Source organism: Streptomyces sp. XY006 (assembly GCF_002237655.1).
Taxonomy (GTDB): Bacteria; Actinomycetota; Actinomycetes; order Streptomycetales; family Streptomycetaceae; genus Streptomyces; species Streptomyces levis.
This window is the reverse complement of sequence record NZ_NOKT01000007.1, coordinates 82,913-99,502: the sequence shown is the minus strand read 5'-3', so window position 1 is coordinate 99,502 and position 16,590 is coordinate 82,913. Positions and strand designations below refer to the sequence as shown.

14 protein-coding genes are annotated in these 16,590 nt (G+C 73.6%); 4 read left to right on the top strand and 10 right to left on the bottom strand.

The annotated features are described in order from the left end of the window. Positions 1 to 121 precede the first annotated feature (121 nt). Entirely contained in the window at positions 122 to 775 is a 654-nt protein-coding gene (locus CHR28_RS10140; protein ID WP_094053203.1) for a zf-HC2 domain-containing protein, read from the top strand. A gap of 111 nt (positions 776 to 886) precedes the next feature. Further along, positions 887 to 2,068 carry a PP2C family protein-serine/threonine phosphatase gene (locus CHR28_RS10135; protein WP_094053202.1) on the top strand — a complete coding sequence of 394 codons (1,182 nt, stop codon included), beginning with the start codon at positions 887 to 889 and terminating at the stop codon, positions 2,066 to 2,068. A 12-nt stretch (positions 2,069 to 2,080) separates the two neighbouring features. Here CHR28_RS10135 and CHR28_RS10130 read toward each other — a convergent pair whose 3' ends face one another. From CHR28_RS10130 to CHR28_RS10120, 3 genes are all read right to left on the bottom strand, one after another. Further along, positions 2,081 to 2,944, bottom strand: coding sequence for an Fpg/Nei family DNA glycosylase (locus tag CHR28_RS10130; protein ID WP_094053201.1), 864 nt, complete (start codon positions 2,942 to 2,944; stop codon positions 2,081 to 2,083). Positions 2,945 to 2,966: 22 nt separating this feature from the next. Further along, complete coding sequence (locus CHR28_RS10125; protein ID WP_094053200.1) at positions 2,967 to 5,057, bottom strand: SpoIIE family protein phosphatase; 2,091 nt, start codon at positions 5,055 to 5,057, stop codon at positions 2,967 to 2,969. Positions 5,058 to 5,134: 77 nt separating this feature from the next. After that, positions 5,135 to 6,229, bottom strand: coding sequence for a DUF6777 domain-containing protein (locus CHR28_RS10120; RefSeq protein ID WP_094053199.1), 1,095 nt, complete (start codon positions 6,227 to 6,229; stop codon positions 5,135 to 5,137). 140 nt (positions 6,230 to 6,369) lie between these two features. Here CHR28_RS10120 and CHR28_RS10115 point away from each other — a divergent pair, with 140 nt between their 5' ends. Next, entirely contained in the window at positions 6,370 to 7,791 is a 1,422-nt protein-coding gene (locus CHR28_RS10115) for a lipase maturation factor family protein (protein WP_094053198.1), read from the top strand. On the opposite strand, the gene CHR28_RS10110 is transcribed toward CHR28_RS10115, so the two are convergent. Genes CHR28_RS10110 through CHR28_RS10090 form a run of 5 tightly spaced genes read right to left on the bottom strand, consistent with a single transcriptional unit; the run spans position 7,779 to position 12,014 of the window. Beyond that, the gene (locus CHR28_RS10110) at positions 7,779 to 8,612 is read right to left on the bottom strand and encodes an amidohydrolase family protein (protein WP_094053197.1); all 834 of its coding nucleotides are present in this window, start codon (positions 8,610 to 8,612) and stop codon (positions 7,779 to 7,781) included. The genes CHR28_RS10115 and CHR28_RS10110 overlap by 13 nt on opposite strands. Then, the gene (locus CHR28_RS10105; protein ID WP_094053196.1) at positions 8,609 to 8,926 is read right to left on the bottom strand and encodes an L-rhamnose mutarotase; all 318 of its coding nucleotides are present in this window, start codon (positions 8,924 to 8,926) and stop codon (positions 8,609 to 8,611) included. Before CHR28_RS10105 ends, CHR28_RS10110 begins: the two co-directional genes overlap by 4 nt. A gap of 9 nt (positions 8,927 to 8,935) precedes the next feature. Next, on the bottom strand, positions 8,936 to 9,922 hold the full coding sequence (locus CHR28_RS10100; RefSeq protein ID WP_094053195.1) for an aldo/keto reductase: 987 nt from the start codon (positions 9,920 to 9,922) through the stop codon (positions 8,936 to 8,938). Then, a complete protein-coding gene (locus CHR28_RS10095) occupies positions 9,919 to 10,674 on the bottom strand; it encodes an SDR family NAD(P)-dependent oxidoreductase (RefSeq protein WP_094053194.1) in 756 nt (251 codons plus the stop codon). Before CHR28_RS10095 ends, CHR28_RS10100 begins: the two co-directional genes overlap by 4 nt. Then, positions 10,671 to 12,014 carry an L-fuconate dehydratase gene (locus CHR28_RS10090; RefSeq protein ID WP_094053193.1) on the bottom strand — a complete coding sequence of 448 codons (1,344 nt, stop codon included), beginning with the start codon at positions 12,012 to 12,014 and terminating at the stop codon, positions 10,671 to 10,673. The genes CHR28_RS10095 and CHR28_RS10090 overlap by 4 nt, the downstream gene beginning before the upstream one ends. Positions 12,015 to 12,254: 240 nt before the next feature. Between CHR28_RS10090 and CHR28_RS10085 the strand changes: the two genes are divergently transcribed. After that, a complete protein-coding gene (locus tag CHR28_RS10085; protein WP_094053192.1) occupies positions 12,255 to 12,995 on the top strand; it encodes a FadR/GntR family transcriptional regulator in 741 nt (246 codons plus the stop codon). On the opposite strand, the gene CHR28_RS10080 is transcribed toward CHR28_RS10085, so the two are convergent. Both CHR28_RS10080 and CHR28_RS10075 read right to left on the bottom strand, forming a co-directional pair. Further along, a complete protein-coding gene (locus CHR28_RS10080) occupies positions 12,988 to 13,461 on the bottom strand; it encodes a carboxymuconolactone decarboxylase family protein (RefSeq protein WP_094053191.1) in 474 nt (157 codons plus the stop codon). The two genes, CHR28_RS10085 and CHR28_RS10080, sit on opposite strands and share 8 nt — an antisense overlap. Positions 13,462 to 13,560: 99 nt before the next feature. Then, on the bottom strand, positions 13,561 to 16,575 hold the full coding sequence (locus CHR28_RS10075; RefSeq protein ID WP_094053190.1) for an alpha-mannosidase: 3,015 nt from the start codon (positions 16,573 to 16,575) through the stop codon (positions 13,561 to 13,563). Positions 16,576 to 16,590: the final 15 nt, after the last annotated feature.

The window sequence follows — 16,590 nt, the reverse complement described above, 5'->3', positions numbered from 1 at the left end:
CGGAGGGCTCCGAATCCTTTGGTTGCGATTGTGTCACCGGCTTGAGTGATTCCGCTGCCTGGTCCGTACCGGTGGGAGCAAGGAGTAACCCCACCCGCACCCAACGGCACGAGGATTCGGCATGAGGTCCCTGGAAAGGCATCGCGACGTCGGCGCCTACGCGCTCGGCGTGCTGGACGAGGCGGAGGCCTTCCGCTTCGAGGACCACCTCATGGAGTGCCCCAAGTGCGCTGCAGAGGTGACGGAGTTCGGCCCGACGACACGGCAGTTGATGCTGTACCGCAGGGCGACGCCACGGCTGGTGAACCCGATGGCGCAGCCCGGGCCGCGCATGCTGGACCGGCTGCTGGCCGAGGTGGCGACCCGCCGCCGGGCCGGCCGCCGGCGCATGGTGTTCGCGCTGGCCGCCTCCGTCGTGATCGCGGTGTCGGTGCCCGCCGTCTCCGTGATGGCCGGGGACGGCGACGAGAACACCCGGACGGTCACCGCGACCGATGTGCACACGGGCGTGTGGGCGCAGGTCACCACGGCGGACGAGGCCTCCGGCAGCCAGGTCGAGCTGCGCGTGAAGGACGCCTCCGACTCGCGCGCCTGCCATCTGGTCATCGTCGGCCGGGACGGCCATGAGGAGATCGCCACCAGCTGGCACGGACCCGGCCACGACACCGAACCGCACACGATGATGGCCAGCTCCTCCCTGCACCCCGACGACATCGCCCGCTTCGAGATCCGCTCCGCGACCGGGGAGGTCCTGGCGCGCCTCGAAGCGCGCTGACCATCCGTCCGCCCCGGCCACCGGGCGGCCCGGGCGTCCCGGTGTGAGACTGCTGACGACGCGCTCCGGAGCCCGCCCGGGGCGCCCGAGGTCCCGGCGAGGGGAGTCGAGGTGACGACGGCAGCGAGCGGCGAGGACCGTCTGGAGGAGTTCCTCGCCGACCCGGCGAACGCCGCGCTGGATCTGACCACCACCGTCGCCCGCTGCACCAGGGCCCTGGGGCTGCAGCACTCCGTGGTGTACCTCGCCGACATCCAGCAGCGCCGCCTGGTGCCCCTCACCGACGTCACCCCGCCCCTGCCCGTGGACGACTCGCTCGCCGGCTGGACCTACCGCACCCAGTCCCTGCGCGTGGCGGAGTCCGAGTCGGGCGGCATGACGGCGTGGCTCCCCCTCGTGGACGGCGCGGAGCGGCTCGGGGTGCTGGCCGTGTTCTCCCCCTCACTGACCCCCGCCGTGCTGCGCCGCGCCCGGGCCCTGTCCACCCTGCTCGCCATGACGATCACGTCGAAGCGCGCGTACAAGGAGACCTTCGTCCGGCGCACCCGTACGGAAGCGATGCGGCTGCCGGCCGAGATGCTGCGGGCCTTCCTGCCGCCCCGTACGATCGGCACCGCCCACGTGGTCTCCACGGCCGTGCTGGAACCGGCCTACGAGATCGGCGGCGACGCCTTCGACCACGCCCTGACCGAGACGACCCTGCACGCCTGCGTCCTCGACGCCATGGGACACGACCTGGCCTCCGGGCTCACCACGGCCGTGTCGCTGGCCGCGTGCCGCAACGCCCGGCGCACCGGGGCCGACCTGCCGGAGCTGGTGGAGTGCGTCGACGACGCGTTGGCGACCTGGCTGCCGGACCAGTTCTGCACGGGGGTCCTGGCCGAGCTCGACCTGGCCTCTGGGATGCTGCGGTGGTGCAACTGCGGGCATCCCACCCCGCTGCTCATCCGCGAGGATCGGCTGCACGTGGACGCCATGCGGCGCGAGGCGGATCCGCCGATGGGGCTGCCGTCGCTGCTCGCCGGGCGGAAGCGGCAGACGCACGAGATGGCGCTGAAGCCCGGCGACCGGGTGCTGATGTACACCGACGGGGTGACCGAGGCCCGGGGCAGTGACGGCGGGGAGTTCGGCCTCGAACAGTTCGCCGACTACATCATCCGGGCGACGGCCGCGGGCGAGCTGGCGGCCGAGACGCTGCGGCGCCTCATCCACTCCATCCTGGACTCGCCCACGAGCCGGCTGCGGGACGACGCGACCCTGCTGATGTTCGAGTGGAACCCGCCCTCCCGGTGACGGCCGGGCCGGTCACTTCAGCAGGCGGGACATCCTGCGGTCGGCCAGCGGCTTGCCGCCCGTCTGGCACGTCGGGCAGTACTGCAGCGAGGAGTCGCTGAAGGACACCTCGCGGATGGTGTCCCCGCACACCGGGCAGGGCTCACCGGTACGGCCGTGCACGCGCAGGCCGCTCTTCTTCTCGGCCTTCAGCCGCCCGGCGGCCACGCCCCGGGAGCGCTCGACCGCCTCGGTGAGCGTCTCGCGCAGGGCCGCGTACAGCCGCCCGGTCTCCTCCTCGCTCAGCGACGCGGCCAGCTTGAAGGGCGACATCCTCGCCGCGTGCAGGATCTCGTCGCTGTAGGCGTTGCCGACGCCCGCGATCAGGCCCTGGTCGCGCAAGGCGCCCTTGAGCCGGCGCCGTTCACCGGCCAGGAGCTCCGCCAGGCGCCGCTCGTCGAAGTCGTCGGCGAGCGGGTCCGGGCCGAGCCGGGCCACGCCCGGCACCTGCTGCGGATCCTCCACGACGTACACCGCGAGGCGCTTCTGCGTGCCGGCCTCGGTCAGGTCGAAGCCCGCGCCGGTCTCCAGGGCCACGCGCAGGGCGAGGGGGCCCTTGCCGGGGCGGGGCGGACCGTCCGGGAGGCGGTCCTTCCAGTGCAGCCAGCCCGCGCGGGCCAGGTGCGTCACCAGGTGCGGGCCGTCCGCGGTGGCCAGGTCGAGGAACTTGCCGTGCCGGCGCACGGCGGTGACCTCGTGGCCCTCCAGCGCGGACAGCGGCGGGTCGTACGTCTTCAGGACGCTGATCGCGACGGGCAGCACCCGCACGATCTCGTGGCCGACCAGGTGCTCGGTCAGGAAGTCCTTGAGCGCCTCGACCTCGGGGAGTTCCGGCATAGCTCCAGAGTGCCACGTGGGGTCAGTCCTGGTCCGGCACCACGAACTCGCACCAGACGGCCTTGCCCCCGCCCCGGGCCTCCACGCCCCACACGTCGGTGAACAACTCGACCAGCAGCAGACCCCGCCCGGAGACGCCGGAGTCGCCCGCCTCGCGGCGGCGGGGCAGGGCGCTGGAGGAGTCCTCGACCTCGACGCGCAGCCGGCGGTCGGAGCCGGTGAGGACCCGCAGGGAGAGGGTCGCCGAGCCCTCGGTGTGCATGAGGGCGTTGGTGATCAGCTCGTCGGCGACCAGCTCGATCTCGTCGGCGCGGTCCCCGGCGCCCCAGGCGGCGACCGCGGTGCGGATCATGTGCCGGGCCTCGGAGAGGGCGGCCGGGTCGCCGGGGGCCACCTGGCGCTGCAGGCGGCGGCCGGCGTGCGGGCCCTCGGGGCCGCGCCGGCGCAGCAGGAGCAGGGCCACGTCGTCGTCGCCGCCGCGTTCGGCGGCCACGTCGATGAGCCGGTCGGCGAGGTCCCGCACGTCCTCGGGGCCGGTGGTCACCAGGGCGGTGAGGGTGCGCATGCCGTCGTCGAGGTCGGCGCCGGGCTGCTCGACCAGGCCGTCGGTGCACAGCAGCAGGGTGTCGCCCGGGTCGAGTTCCAGCGTGCCCACCGGGTAGTCGAGGCGGCCGAACTCGGCGGACAGGCCGAGCGGCAGGCCGCCCGGGACGCCGATCCGGTGGCAGGAGCCGTCGGTCAGCCGGACGAGCGGGTCGATGTGCCCGGCGCGGACCACCTGGAGCACGCCGGTGGACAGGTCGGCCTCCGCGTACAGGCAGGTGGCGGAGCGGTCCGTGTCGAGTTCGTGCAGGAAGAGCGAGGCGCGGGCCATCACGGTGGCCGGCGGGTGGCCTTCCGCGGCGTAGGCGCGCAGCACGATGCGCAACTGGCCCATGACGGCGGCGGCGTGCGTGTCGTGGCCCTGGACGTCGCCGATGACGGCACCGACCCGGCCGCCGGGCAGCGGGATCAGGTCGTACCAGTCGCCGCCGATGTCCCGCCCGACCGGGCCGCCGATGGCGGCGGCCCGGTAGCGCACGGCGACGTCGGCGCCGGGCACGCCGGGGATGGTCCGGGGCAGCATCGCCTGCTGCAGCCCCTGGGCGAGGTCCATCTCCTGTTCGTAGAACATGGCCCGCTGCAGGCTCTGGGCGATGCTGCTGCCGAGGGCGACGAGGATGTTGCGCTCCTCGGTGGTGAAGCCGCGCCGGTCGCTGTAGAGCAGGCCCATCGCGCCGATCGGGCGGGCCTGGACGATGAGCGGCAGATAGGCGGCCGAGGTGATGTTCAGACCGGTGATGTGGGGCCACAGGATCGGGTAGCGCTCGGCGAACTCCTCGGGCGACTCGATGAAGCACGGGCCGAGGGTCCGCACGGCCTCGCTCATCGGGTACGGCTCGTCGATGCGGGTGACGCGGGTGCCCGGCACGAAGGCGTCCTCGGGTCCCTCGGCGACCAGGCGGATGCGGCCGGCCTCGACCAGGCCCATGACGAGGCTGGTGGCGCCCAGGTGGATGAGGCCGTGGGTGTCCTTGAGGACGTCGATGACGTCCTGGACGGTGCGGGCGTGGGCGAGGGCGGCCGTGGTGAGTTCGACGACGCTGGTCTGCTCCCGGCGGGCCTCGTCCCGGTCGGCCTGGTCGCGGCGGGCGTCGCTCTCGCCGAGTTCGCGGGTGGCGTCCCGGACGATGCCGATGATGCGGCGGGGCCGGCCGGTCTCGTCGCGCCGGATGTAGCCCTGGGTGTGCGTCCAGCGCAGGCTGCCGTCGCGGCGGCGGATGCGGAAGTAGGCGCCGTAGTTCTCGCTGCCGTCCTTCAGGGCCTGGGAGACCGCCGTGTCCAGGCGCCGTGCCTCACCCGGCGGGACGCGCTTGGACAGGCTTTCGGGGTGGTCGTCGTACTCGTCGGGGCGCACGTCGAACACCTCGTGGGCCTGCGCGTCCATCTGCATCAGGCCGGTGTCCAGGTCCCAGTCGAAGCTGCCCATCCGGTTGAGCGCGAGGATCGGATCCGGGTGGGCGGGCCAGTCGTCCGGGAGGGACAGGGCGGCGCTCGCTCCCCGATCAGCCATGGGCCCACCTTGCCAGGGTTCGTCCGGTTCTTCGACCGGATGTGCCGAGTCTACGGGCCGCTCCGCGCGACCGGCCCTCAGTTGCTGAAGACGTCCGTGGGGCTGCCGAAGATGCTGTCGTCGGCCGGTTCGTCGGGAATCAGTCCGGCCCCGTCGGGCAGGTCGGGTCCGTCGGGCACGGCTTCGGGTCCGACCTCGTCCGGCGCGCCGGGGTCTTCCGGCTCGTGTTCCGCGGCGTCCACGGCGTCCCGGGGCGCCGGTTCGCCGGGGGGCGGCGCGGCGTCCTGGGGCGGGGGCGGGACGACGCCGCCGGCCGGGTCCGCCTCGGGGGACGGGCGGGACGGGCGCGAGGGCACGGGCGTGGCCGGCGCCGGGGGCCGGGGCACCCATACCGGCGGCGGCAGGACCCGGTCGTGGCGCACGTCGTGCCCGGGCCGCCGTTCGATCCAGGTCCGGTCGGCCAGGTCGATGATCGTGAAGTCGGTGACGGGACGCGGGGCGGGGGTCACGAAGACGACCGCGCCGGGCCGGTAGCCGGGCCAGGGCGTGCCCCGGGTGCCGGGCGTGCCGCGCGGGGCGAGCGGCGGGCGCAGGGGGTTGCCGCAGGCGCAGCGCAGGCGGGGCACGCCCCGGTCGTCGACCAGGACGGCGGTGCCCGCCTGGAGGACGGCCTGGTAGCCGGTGACCCGGCCGGCGCGGTGGCCGTGGCCGGTGACACGGGTGTCGGCCCGCAGCACGACCGGGGTGAGGGCCCGTACGTAGTCCGGGACCGCCTCCGGGGGGACGCCCGCGACCCGGGCGAAGGCACGGCCCGCGGCGCGGTCGCGGGTGAGGTGGCCGATCTGCCGCCCGATGTCGCAGCTGCCGGTCCGCTCGGTGCCGCCGTACAGGCCGGGGGTGGCGCCGGAGAGGGAGCGCGGGCCGGTGGAGACCCGGACGGTGCCGCCCGCCGTCCGCGGCGCGGGTCCGGCGGGGGACGGGGTGGGCGCAGGGACGGCCGTGGAGTCCGTGAAGGGGTCCGGGCCCGGGTCGTCGGCCGCCTGGAGGACGAGCGCTCCGGCCGCCGGGCCCTCGTCCGCGCCGTCTCCGGCGCGGCCGGCGCCGCACGCGGTGAGCAGGAGCGCGGCGACGAGCGCGCAGGCCGTGGTGAAGGCCCCGGTGGGTGTGCGCACCTCGTCCTCCGCTCACCTGAGCCCGTTTCGGGCAGTTCGTCACTATTGTTTGCGGGGCTCACTCGGGTTACGCAACCGGAGCGGTGGTACGCGGAGCGTGACAGCGAAGTCGGGCGCGAAACCGGGAGGAGCGCACGTCCGTGGAGTGGTTCACCGCATCCGACTACTGGCTGACCCGGCTGGTCTTCCAGCGGGCGCTGGCCGCCGTGTACCTGGTGGCGTTCCTGACGGCGGCGCTGCAGTTCCGGGCGCTGATCGGGCGGCGCGGGATGCTGCCGGTGCCGCGGTTCGTCGAGCGGGTGCCGTTCAAGCGGGCGCCGAGCCTGTTCCAGCTGCACTACTCGGACCGCTACTTCGCGCTGTGCGCCTGGGCGGGCTGCGCGCTGTCGGCGGCGCTGCTGGCCGGGCTGGACGCGCTGCTGCCGCTGTGGGGCGCGATGCTGCTCTGGCTGGTGCCGTGGGTGCTGTACCTGTCGATCGTCAACGTCGGGCAGACCTGGTACTCGTTCGGCTGGGAGTCGCTGCTGCTGGAGGTCGGGTTCCTCGCGGTGTTCCTCGGCAACGACGAGGTGGCGCCGCCGCTCGTGGTGCTGTTCCTGCTGCGGTGGATCCTGTTCCGGGTGGAGTTCGGCGCGGGGCTGATCAAGATGCGCGGCGACGAGTGCTGGCGCAGGCTCACCTGCCTGGACCACCATCACGAGACCCAGCCGATGCCGGGCCCGCTGAGCTGGTTCTTCCACCACCTGCCCCGGCCCCTGCACCGGGTCGAGGTGGCCGCGAACCACGTCACGCAACTGGTGGTGCCGTTCGCGCTGTTCACCCCCCAGCCGGTGGCGACGGCGGCCGCCGCGCTGATGATCGTCACCCAGCTGTGGCTGGTGCTGTCGGGCAACTTCTCCTGGCTGAACTGGATCACGATCGTGCTGGCGCTGTCCGCGGTGCGCTTCCCGGCCGACGCCCCCGACGTGCCGGACGCGCCGCTGTGGTACGTCGTGCTGGTGCTCGCGGTGTCCGCGCTGCTCGTGGGCCTCAGCTACCGGCCGGTGCGCAACATGCTCTCCCGCCGCCAGGTGATGAACCGCTCCTTCGACCCGCTGCACCTGGTCAACACCTACGGCGCGTTCGGCAGCGTGAGCCGGGTGCGGTACGAGGTCGTCGTCGAGGGGACAGCGGACGAGGTGCCGCGGGAGGACTCGGACTGGCGGGAGTACGAGTTCAAGGGCAAGCCCGGCGATCCCCGGCGGTGGCCGCGCCAGTTCGCGCCCTACCATCTGCGCCTGGACTGGATGATGTGGTTCGCCGCCCTCTCCCCCGCCTACGCCGACCCCTGGTTCGGGCGGCTGGTGGAGCGGCTGCTGGAGAACGACCGGGACACGCTGAAGCTGCTGCGCCGCTCACCGTTCCCGCCGGACCGGCCGCCCCGCTTCGTGCGCGCCCGGCTGTTCCGCTACCGCTACACGACCCGGCGCGAGCTGCGCGAGACCGGCGCCTGCTGGGAGCGGACGTACGTGCGGGAGTACCTGCCGCCGACGCGGCTGGCGGGACCGGTTCACAGGCCGTAGACCCGGGCGGCGGTGGTGTCGAGGATCCGCGCGTGGTCGCGCGGGCCGGTCAGCCGGCGTGCGGCGTCGAGCATGCCGCCGTAGGTCCCCGCCAGGGTGCAGACGGGCCAGTCCGAGCCGTACATCAGCCGGCCGGGACCGAAGGCCTCCAGCGCGACGTCGGCGTACGGGCGCAGGTCCCGGACGGTCCAGGAGGCGGGGTCGGCCTCGGTGGCCAGGCCGGAGAGCTTGGCGACGGTGTTGGGCAGGGCGGCCAGGGCCCGCAGGCCGGACGCCCAGGGTTCGAGGGCGCCGGTGGCGACGGGTGGTTTGCCGAGGTGGTCGAGGACGAACGTGAGCCCGGGCAGGGCCGCGGCCGCGCGTACGCAGGCCGGGAGCTGGTGGGGCAGGACGACGAGGTCGTAGACCAGTCCGGCGGCGGCGACGGCGGCCAGTCCGCGCAGGACGTCCGGGCGCAGCAGCCACTCGGGGTCGGGCTCGCCCTGGACCTGGTGGCGGATGCCCTTGAGGTACCGGCCGCCCGGGAGCTCGCGCAGCCGGGCGAGTTCGGCGGCCACGTCGGGGCGGGTGAGGTCGGTCCAGCCGACGACGCCCGCGACCAGGTCGTGCTCCTCGGCCAGGGCCAGGAACTCCGGGGTCTCCTCGGGCACGGTGACCGTCTGGACGAGGACGGTGCGGCCCACTCCGGCGGCCCTCGCCCCGGGCTCGAGGTCCTCCATGGTGAAGTCGCGCCGCAGCGGCGTCAGTCGGGGTCCGGTGATCCAGTCCTGGTCGCGGACGGACAGGTCCCAGACGTGGTGGTGGGCGTCGGTCACCGTCATGCCGGCAGTTCCCGGACGACGGGCAGGCCGGCACCGGCGCCCTCGCCGGAGTAGTCGTGGACGACGTCGAGCAGCTCGGCCATGCGGGCCTGCCAGGCGACGTTGGCCGGCAGCTGCTCCAGTTCGGCGTGGAGACGGGCGTAGTCCGCGCACTCCAGGACGTGGAACAGGTCCGTGCCGCTGCGCCAGATGGTCCAGGACGTGGCGCCCGCGGCGCGGATGGCGTCGGTGAGCTCCTCGGGGACCTCGCGGTGGGCGGCCTCGTAGGCGGCGGCCCGGCCGGCGCGGACCTTGGTGTGCAGGGCGACTCTCATGACGGCTCCTTACCGGGATGCCTCGCCGGGGACGGGGGCGTCGGCGGGCAGCAGGCCCTCGGCGCGCAGGTCCTGCCACAGCGCGGCCGGTACGCGGGCGGCGAACTGGTGGGCGCAGTCGCGGACTTCGTGCGCCGAGCGGGCTCCGACGAGGACGCTCGCGACGGCCGGGTGGGCGGCGCAGAAGGCCAGCGCGACGGCCCGCAGCGTGGTGCCGTGCCGGTCGGCGACGGACTTCAGGCGCAGGGCGCGCTCGACCAGTTCGGACGGGGCGGCGGTGTAGTTGTAGCGGGCGCCCGGCTCGGGGTTGGCCAGCAGGCCGGAGTTGAAGGCGCCGCCGATGACCACGGACGTGCCGCGTTCCAGGGCCGCCGGCAGCAGGTCGGCGAGGGCGCTCTGGTCGAGGAGGGTGTAGCGGCCGGCGCAGAGCACCACGTCCACGTCGGTGTCGTGGACGAAGCGGGTGAGCATCGCCGACTGGTTCATCCCGGCGCCGATCGCGCCCACCATGCCTTCCGCGCGCAGCTTCTCCAGGGCCGGATAGCCCTCGCGGAAGGCGGCTTCGGCGTGCTCGTCGGGGTCGTGGAGGTAGACGACGTCGACGCGGTCGAGGCCGAGGCGTTCCAGACTGGACTCCAGGGTGCGGCGGATGCCGTCGGCGCTGAAGTCCCACACGCGCCGGTGGGTGGCGGACACCGCGAAGCCGTGGGCGAGGTCGTCGCCGGTGCCGTCGGCGGGTTCGAGGCGGCGGCCCACCTTGGTGGACAGCGTGTACTCCTCGCGCGGATGGCCGCGCAGGGCCGCGCCGAGCCGGCGTTCGGAGAGGCCGAGTCCGTAGTGCGGGGCGGTGTCGAAGTAGCGGATGCCCCGCTGCCAGGCGGCCTCCACGGCCTCGTGGGCCTGCTCCTCACCGACCTCGCTGTACAGGTTGGCGATGGCGGCGGCGCCGAAGGACAGGGCGCTGACCTCGACGCCGCTGCCGCCGAGCCGGTTCACCGGGCCACCGGCCGCGGCCGCAGGCCCTGCATGCCGCCGTCGACGGCGAGCGCGGTGCCCGTGGTGGCGCCGGACAGCGGGCTCGCCAGGTAGGCGATGGCGCCCGCGACCTCGGCCGCGGAGACCAGACGGCCGGTGGGCTGGCGGGCTTCCAGGGCGGCGCGTTCGGCGGCCGGGTCCGGGGCGGCGTCCAGGAGCCGGCCGACCCACGGGGTGTCCACCGTCCCGGGGTTGACGCAGTTGACGCGGATGCCCTCATGGACGTGGTCGGCGGCCATGGCGAGGGTGAGGGAGTGCACGGCGCCCTTGGTGGCGCTGTACAGGGCGCGCTGCGGCAGGCCCGCGGTGGCGGCGACGGAGCAGGTGTTGACGATCGCCGCGTGCGCGGAGGCCCGCAGGTGGGGCAGGCAGGCGCGGGTGGTGCGGACCATGCCGACGACGTTGACGTCGTAGACGCGGTGCCACTCGTCGTCGGGGTTGTCCTCGACGGTGCCCCGGGCGCCGATGCCCGCGTTGTTGACCAGGACGTCCAGGCCGCCGAGTTCCGCGACCGCCGCCGTGACGGCCGCGCGCACGGAGGTGTCGTCGGTGACGTCCGCGCGGTGGGCGAGGAGTGGCTTGCCGACCGGGGACGGGTCCAGGTCGAGGACGGCGACCTGTGCGCCGCGCTCGGCCAGGAGCCCGGCGGTGGCCCGGCCGATGCCAAAGGCGCCTCCCGTCACCAGGGCCCGCAGGCCCTCGAAGTCGCTCATGCGGCGTGCCCCTTCTTCGTCGCGTCGAGGTCGGCGGCCCAGAACGCGCCGCCGGGGTACGTGTAGCGCGCCAGCGTCTCGGGCCGCAGGGCGGCCGAGAAGCCCGGCGCGGTGGGTGCCGTGTAGTGACCCTGCCGGATCACCACCGGGTCGAGGAAGTGGTCGTGCAGATGGTCGACGTATTCGATGACCCGGTCCTCGGTCGTGCCGGTGACGGCGACGTAGTCGAACATCGACAGGTGCTGGACGAGTTCGCACAGGCCGACCCCGCCCGCGTGCGGGCACACCGGCACGCCGAACTTGGCCGCCAGCAGCAGGATCGCGAGGTTCTCCGGGACGCCGCCGACCCGGGCCGCGTCGATCTGGACGACGTCGAGCGCGCCCGCCTGGAGGAGCTGCTTGAAGACGACGCGGTTGTGCACGTGCTCGCCGGTGGCGACCTTCACCGGGGCGACGGCCCGGCGGATCGCCGCGTGGCCGAGGATGTCGTCGGGGCTCGTGGGTTCCTCGATCCAGTACGGGTCGAAGGCGGCGAGGGCCTTCGTCCAGCGGATCGCCTCACCGACGTCCCAGCGCTGGTTGGCGTCCACGGCCATCCGCACGTGCGGGCCGATGACCGAACGGGCCACGCGGCAGCGGCGGATGTCGTCGTCGAGGTCGGCGCCGACCTTGAGCTTGATCTGGGTGAAGCCGTCGGCGACGGCCCGGGCCGCGAGGCGGGACAGCTTGTCGTCGTCGTAGCCGAGCCAGCCGGGCGAGGTGGTGTAGGCCGGGTAGCCGCGCTCCAGCAGCCGGGCGGTGCGCTCCCCGGCGCCCTCCCGGCCCCGGCGGAGCAGCGCCAGGGCCTCCTCGGGCGTGAGGGCGTCGGTGAGATAGCGGAAGTCGATCTGGCCGACCAGCCATTCCGGCTCCGCCTCGGCGAGCAGCCGCCACAGCGGCAGTCCGGCGCGCTTGGCGGCGAGGTCCCACACGGCGTTGACGACGGCGCCGATCGCCATGTGCATCACGCCCTTCTCGGGTCCGAGCCAGCGCAGCTGGCTGTCGCCGATCAGGTCGCGGTTGAGGGTGGCGGGGTCGGCGCACAGCCCGTCCAGGTCGCGGCCGAGGAGGTGTCCGCGCAGCGCGTCGATCGCGGCGACCTGGACCTCGTTGCCCCGCCCGATGGTGAAGGCGAACCCGTGGCCCTCGTGCCCGTCGGCCGCGTCGGTGCGCAGGACGACGTAGGCCGCCGAGTAGTCCGGGTCGGGGTTCATCGCGTCGGAGCCGTCGAGCTCGCGCGAGGTGGGGAAGCGGATGTCGTGGGTGTCGACCGCGATGATGCGGGCGGGCGTCGGAGACACGGAGGGCCTTTCGTCGGTCGGGGGCGGGTTCAGTCCTGGGCGCGGCCGGGGCCAGGGCCGTTGTGCCTTCCGGGCATGAGTGGCGCTCCCATCGACCGGGTTCGAGCAGCTACCCGCATACTTATCAGACCAATTGAGCGGGAGAACACCCTTCAGCCGCACATTCAGCGCCTATTACTCGTAGTGGTCGGACCACTCAGGTGGCTAGACTGCGCCGAAGCGCGTGATCGGAGGAGTGGCGTGGACGACGAGACAGCCCCGCAGAAGGGCACCGTGACGCAGCGCGCCATCGAGCGGATCAAGGCGATGATCGCCGAGGGCCGGCTGGAGCCCGGCCAACGGCTGCCGACCGAGCGTGACCTCGCCGCGCAACTGGGCATCAGCCGCAGCTCGATGCGGGAGGCGATCCGCGCGCTGACGGTGCTGGGGGTGCTGGAGGCCCGGCACGGCTCGGGCATCTACGTCACGCGGCTGGAGGCCGGCGACCTGCTGGAGACCTTCGGGGTCGTGGCGGATCTGTCGCGCGGCCCGCGGCTGGTGGAGCTGCTGGAGATCCGGCGGATCCTGGAGTCGACGGCGACGGCGCTGGCCGCCGCGCGGATCTCCGGGGACGAGCTGGCCGAGGTGGAGAAGCACCTGGCGGCGATGAACGCCACGGAGGATCCGGAGGAGATCATCGCCCACGACCTGGCGTTCCACCGGGTGATCGCGGTGGCGGCGGGCAACGAGACGATGGCCGCGATCCTGGAGGGCCTGTCGTCGCGCACGTTCCGCGCCCGGGTCTGGCGGGGCTACCAGGAGGAGGGCGCCTTCGCCCGCACCCGCCGCGAGCACGCGGCGATCCACCGCGCCCTGGCCGCCCACGATCCCGAGGCGGCCCGCGCGGCGGCGGCCGCGCACGTGGGCGAGGTGGAACAGTGGCTGTGGGCGCAGCTCGGGCCCCAGGACATGCCCGGGGCCCGTGGTGCCGTGGCTACGTGAACTGACCCGGCTTGTAGTCACCGGCCGGCTGCTGCAGGATCACGTTCAGCCGGTTCGCGGTGTTCATGAAGGCGATCAGCGTGACCAGCGCGACGAGCTGCTCCTCGTCGTAGTGCTTGACGGCCCGCTCCCACACCTCGTCCGGGACGCCGCCGGCGCCGTCCGCGATCCGGGTGCCCTGCTCGGCCAGTTCCAGCGCGGCACGCTCGGCGTCGGTGAAGACCGTGGCCTCCCGCCAGCCCGCGACCAGGTGGAGGCGCACGGCGGACTCGCCCGCCGCCGCGGCCTCCTTGGTGTGCATGTCGATGCAGACCGCGCAGCCGTTGATCTGGCTCACGCGCAGCGAGACCAGTTCCCGCGTGGCGGCCGGCAGCGGTGACTCCACGACCAGCCGCCCCACGGAGGTGAACTGCTTGACGAGCCTGCTGCCGCCCGGGGTGGCGAAGACGTCCAGACGCGCGCTCATGGTGAGCTCCTTCGTCGTTGTCGGTGCTTACGCCCTTATGAGCCGGCGGCCCGTCCCGATGTGACATGCACGGATGTGACCTGCGTCTCCCACCCTCGCTCAGGCGCGCCGCAGCCGGAGCGTCATGAGCTCGAACGGGCGGAGCCGCAGCGCGATCCGGCCGCCCTCCGCGCGCGGTGCCGGCGCGTCGGCCAGCGGGCGTTCCAGCAGGTCCGTGACCGCGACGTCCGCCACCTCGAAGCCGGCGGTGAGCGTGGCACGCGCCCGCCCGCCGAACGCCTCGTGGAACCGGACGACCACGTCCCCGCTGCCGTCGTCGGCCAGCTTGACGGCCGTGACCACCACCGCGTCCTGGTCGCACGTCACCAGCGGCGCCACCGCGCCGCCTCCGGTCAGCCGCCGTTCCGGCAGGTTGATCCGCCAGCCCTCGCGCACGGCGTCCTCGATGCCGGCGCCGGGCACCAGCGCGTGCCGGAAGCGGTGGACGCCCTGGTCGGTCTCCGGGTCGGGGAAGCGCGGGGCGCGCAGCAGGGAGACGCGCACGGTGGTGGTCGTGCCGCCGTCGCCGTCGGTGCGGACCGTGCGCGTCACGTCGTGGCCGTAGGTCGAGTCGTTGACGACCGCGACGCCCCAGCCGGGTTCGGCCAGGTGCACGAAGCGGTGGTTGCACGCCTCGAACTTGGCCGCCTCCCAGGAGGTGTTGGTGTGGGTGGGCCGGTGGAAGTGGCCGAACTGGGTTTCGGACGCGTACCGTTCGGCGTGCACGTCGAGCGGGAAGGCGAGCTTGAGGAACTTCTCCGTCTCGTGCCAGTCGACCTCCGTATCGAGGGTCAGCCGCCGCTCCCCCGGCGCGAGCGAGAGCAGCTGGGTGACGCGGGAGGAGCCGAAGGACCGCACGATCCGCACCCCGTCGCCGTCCGGGACGACCTCGTCGGCGTCGGTCAGGTCGGTGACCGTGTTGCGGTAGAACGCGTCGACGTCCCAGGCGTCCCACATGTTCGGGAAGTCGGGGTGCAGCTGGAGCAGGTTCGCGGCCCGGCCGGGGGCGACGGTCTCGCGGTCGGCCTCGATGTCGTACGCGGACACGACCAGCCCGCGGGCGTCGATCTCCACCCGGAGCAGGCCGTTGTCCAGGACGTACCCCCCGCCGGACCGGTCCGACCGGGCGGGGCGGTCCGGCTCGGCCGGGGTGCGCGCGCCACCGGCCGGGATCCCGGCGCGGGCGTGCGGGGCGGCGTTGAAGACGAGCGGGGTGTCGCCCTCGCCGGCCAGGGCGCGCTGCGCGGCCTCGACGATCCCGGTCAGCTCCTCGGCGACGCGCTCGTAGGTGCGGCGGGCCTCGCGGTGCACCCAGGCGATGGACGAGCCGGGCAGGATGTCGTGGAACTGGTGCAGCAGCACCGTCTTCCAGATGCGGTCCAGGTCCTCGTACGGGTAGGGGAACCCGGTGCGCACCGCCGCCGTGGCGGCCCACAGTTCGGCCTCCCGCAGCAGGTGCTCGCTGCGGCGGTTGCCCTGCTTGGTCTTGGCCTGGCTGGTGAGGGTGGCGCGGTGCAGTTCGAGGTACAGCTCGCCGACCCACACCGGCGGTTCGGGATACTCGGCCGCGGCCTTCTCGAAGAACTCCCGCGGCGTCTCCCACGTCACCGTCGCCGACCCCTCCAGGTCGCGCAGCCGGGCCGCCTTGGCGACCATCTCGCGGGTGGTGCCGCCGCCTCCGTCGCCCCAGCCGGTGGGGGCCAGGGAGTGCCGGGCGACGCCCTTGTCCTTGAAGTTGCGGGCCGCGTGGGCGATCTCGCTGCCCTTCATGGAGCAGTTGTAGGTGTCGACGGGCGGGAAGTGGGTGAAGATCCGCGTGCCGTCGATGCCCTCCCACTGGAAGGTGTGGTGCGGGAACTTGTTCGTCTGGCTCCAGGAGATCTTCTGTGTCAGCAGGTACTTGGAGCCGGCGGCCTTGATGATCTGCGGCAGGCCGGCGGCGAAACCGAAGGTGTCGGGCAGCCAGGCCTCGTCGTTCTCGATGCCGAACTCGTCGAGGAAGAACCGCTTGCCGTGCACGAACTGCCGGGCCATCGCCTCCGAGCCGGGCATGTTGGTGTCCGACTCCACCCACATGCCGCCGGCCGGCACGAACCGCCCGTCGGCCACGGCCTTCTTCACCCGGGCCCACACCTCGGGCCGGTGGTCGCGCACCCACGCCCACTGCTGGGCCTGCGACATGGCGAAGACGAACTCCGGCTCGTCGTCGAGCAGCGCGGTCATGTTGGAGGTCGTCCGCGCCACCTTGCGCACGGTCTCGCGCAGCGGCCACAGCCACGCCGAGTCGATGTGCGCGTGCCCGACGGCGCTGATGCGGTGGGCGGAGGGCGCGGCGGGCGTGGCCAGGACCTCGGTGAGGCGTGAACGGGCCCGGTCCGCCGTTCCGTTGACGTCCTGGAGGTCCAGCGCGTCGAGCGCCTTGTCGACCGCCCGCAGGATGTCCCAGCGGCGCGCCGACTCCACCGGCAGCTCGGCCATCAGCTCGCCGAGCACCTCCAGGTCGATCACGAGCTGCCACACCGTCTGGTCGAAGACGGCGAGGTCCATGCGGGTCAGGGTGTACTGCGGATCGCTGCCCGCGGTCTCCTTGTCGCCGAGCTGTGTGGGCAGGAAGGGGTGGTAGTCGAGGATGACGGGATTGGAGGCGGCCTCGATGTGCAGCCGCACCTGCTCGCCGCCCTCGGCGGGGGCGGCGACGCGGACCCACTGGTTGCGCGGGTTGAGGCCCTTCACCGGGGTGCCGTCGGGCCGGTAGACCAGGCCCTCGCACTGGAAGCCGGGCATGTTCTCGTCGAAGCCGAGGTCCAGGATCGCCTCGACGGTCCGGCCCGCCCAGGCCTCGGGAACGGTGCCGGACACGCGGAACCAGCTGGTGCCCCAGGGAGCACCCCACCGGGCGCCCACCTCGATCGGCGCGGGCTCGGCCGCGAGGCCCTCGGCGACCGGGACGGGCTCGCCGGGAGCGTGCCAGACGGCCACCTCCAGCGGCACGGACTCGGGGTACACGGCGGGGCGGACACGCTCGTCGAGGACGCGCTTGAGGCGGGCTTCGACCAGGCTGCGGTCGTCATGCATGCGGGGTGCTCCCTA

What these genes read in the sequence shown, in the direction of transcription:
- CHR28_RS10095 (WP_094053194.1), bottom strand. Translation starts at nt 10,674, where the DNA reads ATGAGCGACTTCGAGGGCCTGCGGGCCCTGGTGACGGGAGGCGCCTTT.
- CHR28_RS10130 (WP_094053201.1), bottom strand. Translation starts at nt 2,944, where the DNA reads ATGCCGGAACTCCCCGAGGTCGAGGCGCTCAAGGACTTCCTGACCGAG.
- CHR28_RS10125 (WP_094053200.1), bottom strand. Translation starts at nt 5,057, where the DNA reads ATGGCTGATCGGGGAGCGAGCGCCGCCCTGTCCCTCCCGGACGACTGG.
- CHR28_RS10110 (WP_094053197.1), bottom strand. Translation starts at nt 8,612, where the DNA reads ATGACGGTGACCGACGCCCACCACCACGTCTGGGACCTGTCCGTCCGC.
- CHR28_RS10105 (WP_094053196.1), bottom strand. Translation starts at nt 8,926, where the DNA reads ATGAGAGTCGCCCTGCACACCAAGGTCCGCGCCGGCCGGGCCGCCGCC.
- CHR28_RS10140 (WP_094053203.1), top strand. Translation starts at nt 122, where the DNA reads ATGAGGTCCCTGGAAAGGCATCGCGACGTCGGCGCCTACGCGCTCGGC.
- CHR28_RS10075 (WP_094053190.1), bottom strand. Translation starts at nt 16,575, where the DNA reads ATGCATGACGACCGCAGCCTGGTCGAAGCCCGCCTCAAGCGCGTCCTC.
- CHR28_RS10080 (WP_094053191.1), bottom strand. Translation starts at nt 13,461, where the DNA reads ATGAGCGCGCGTCTGGACGTCTTCGCCACCCCGGGCGGCAGCAGGCTC.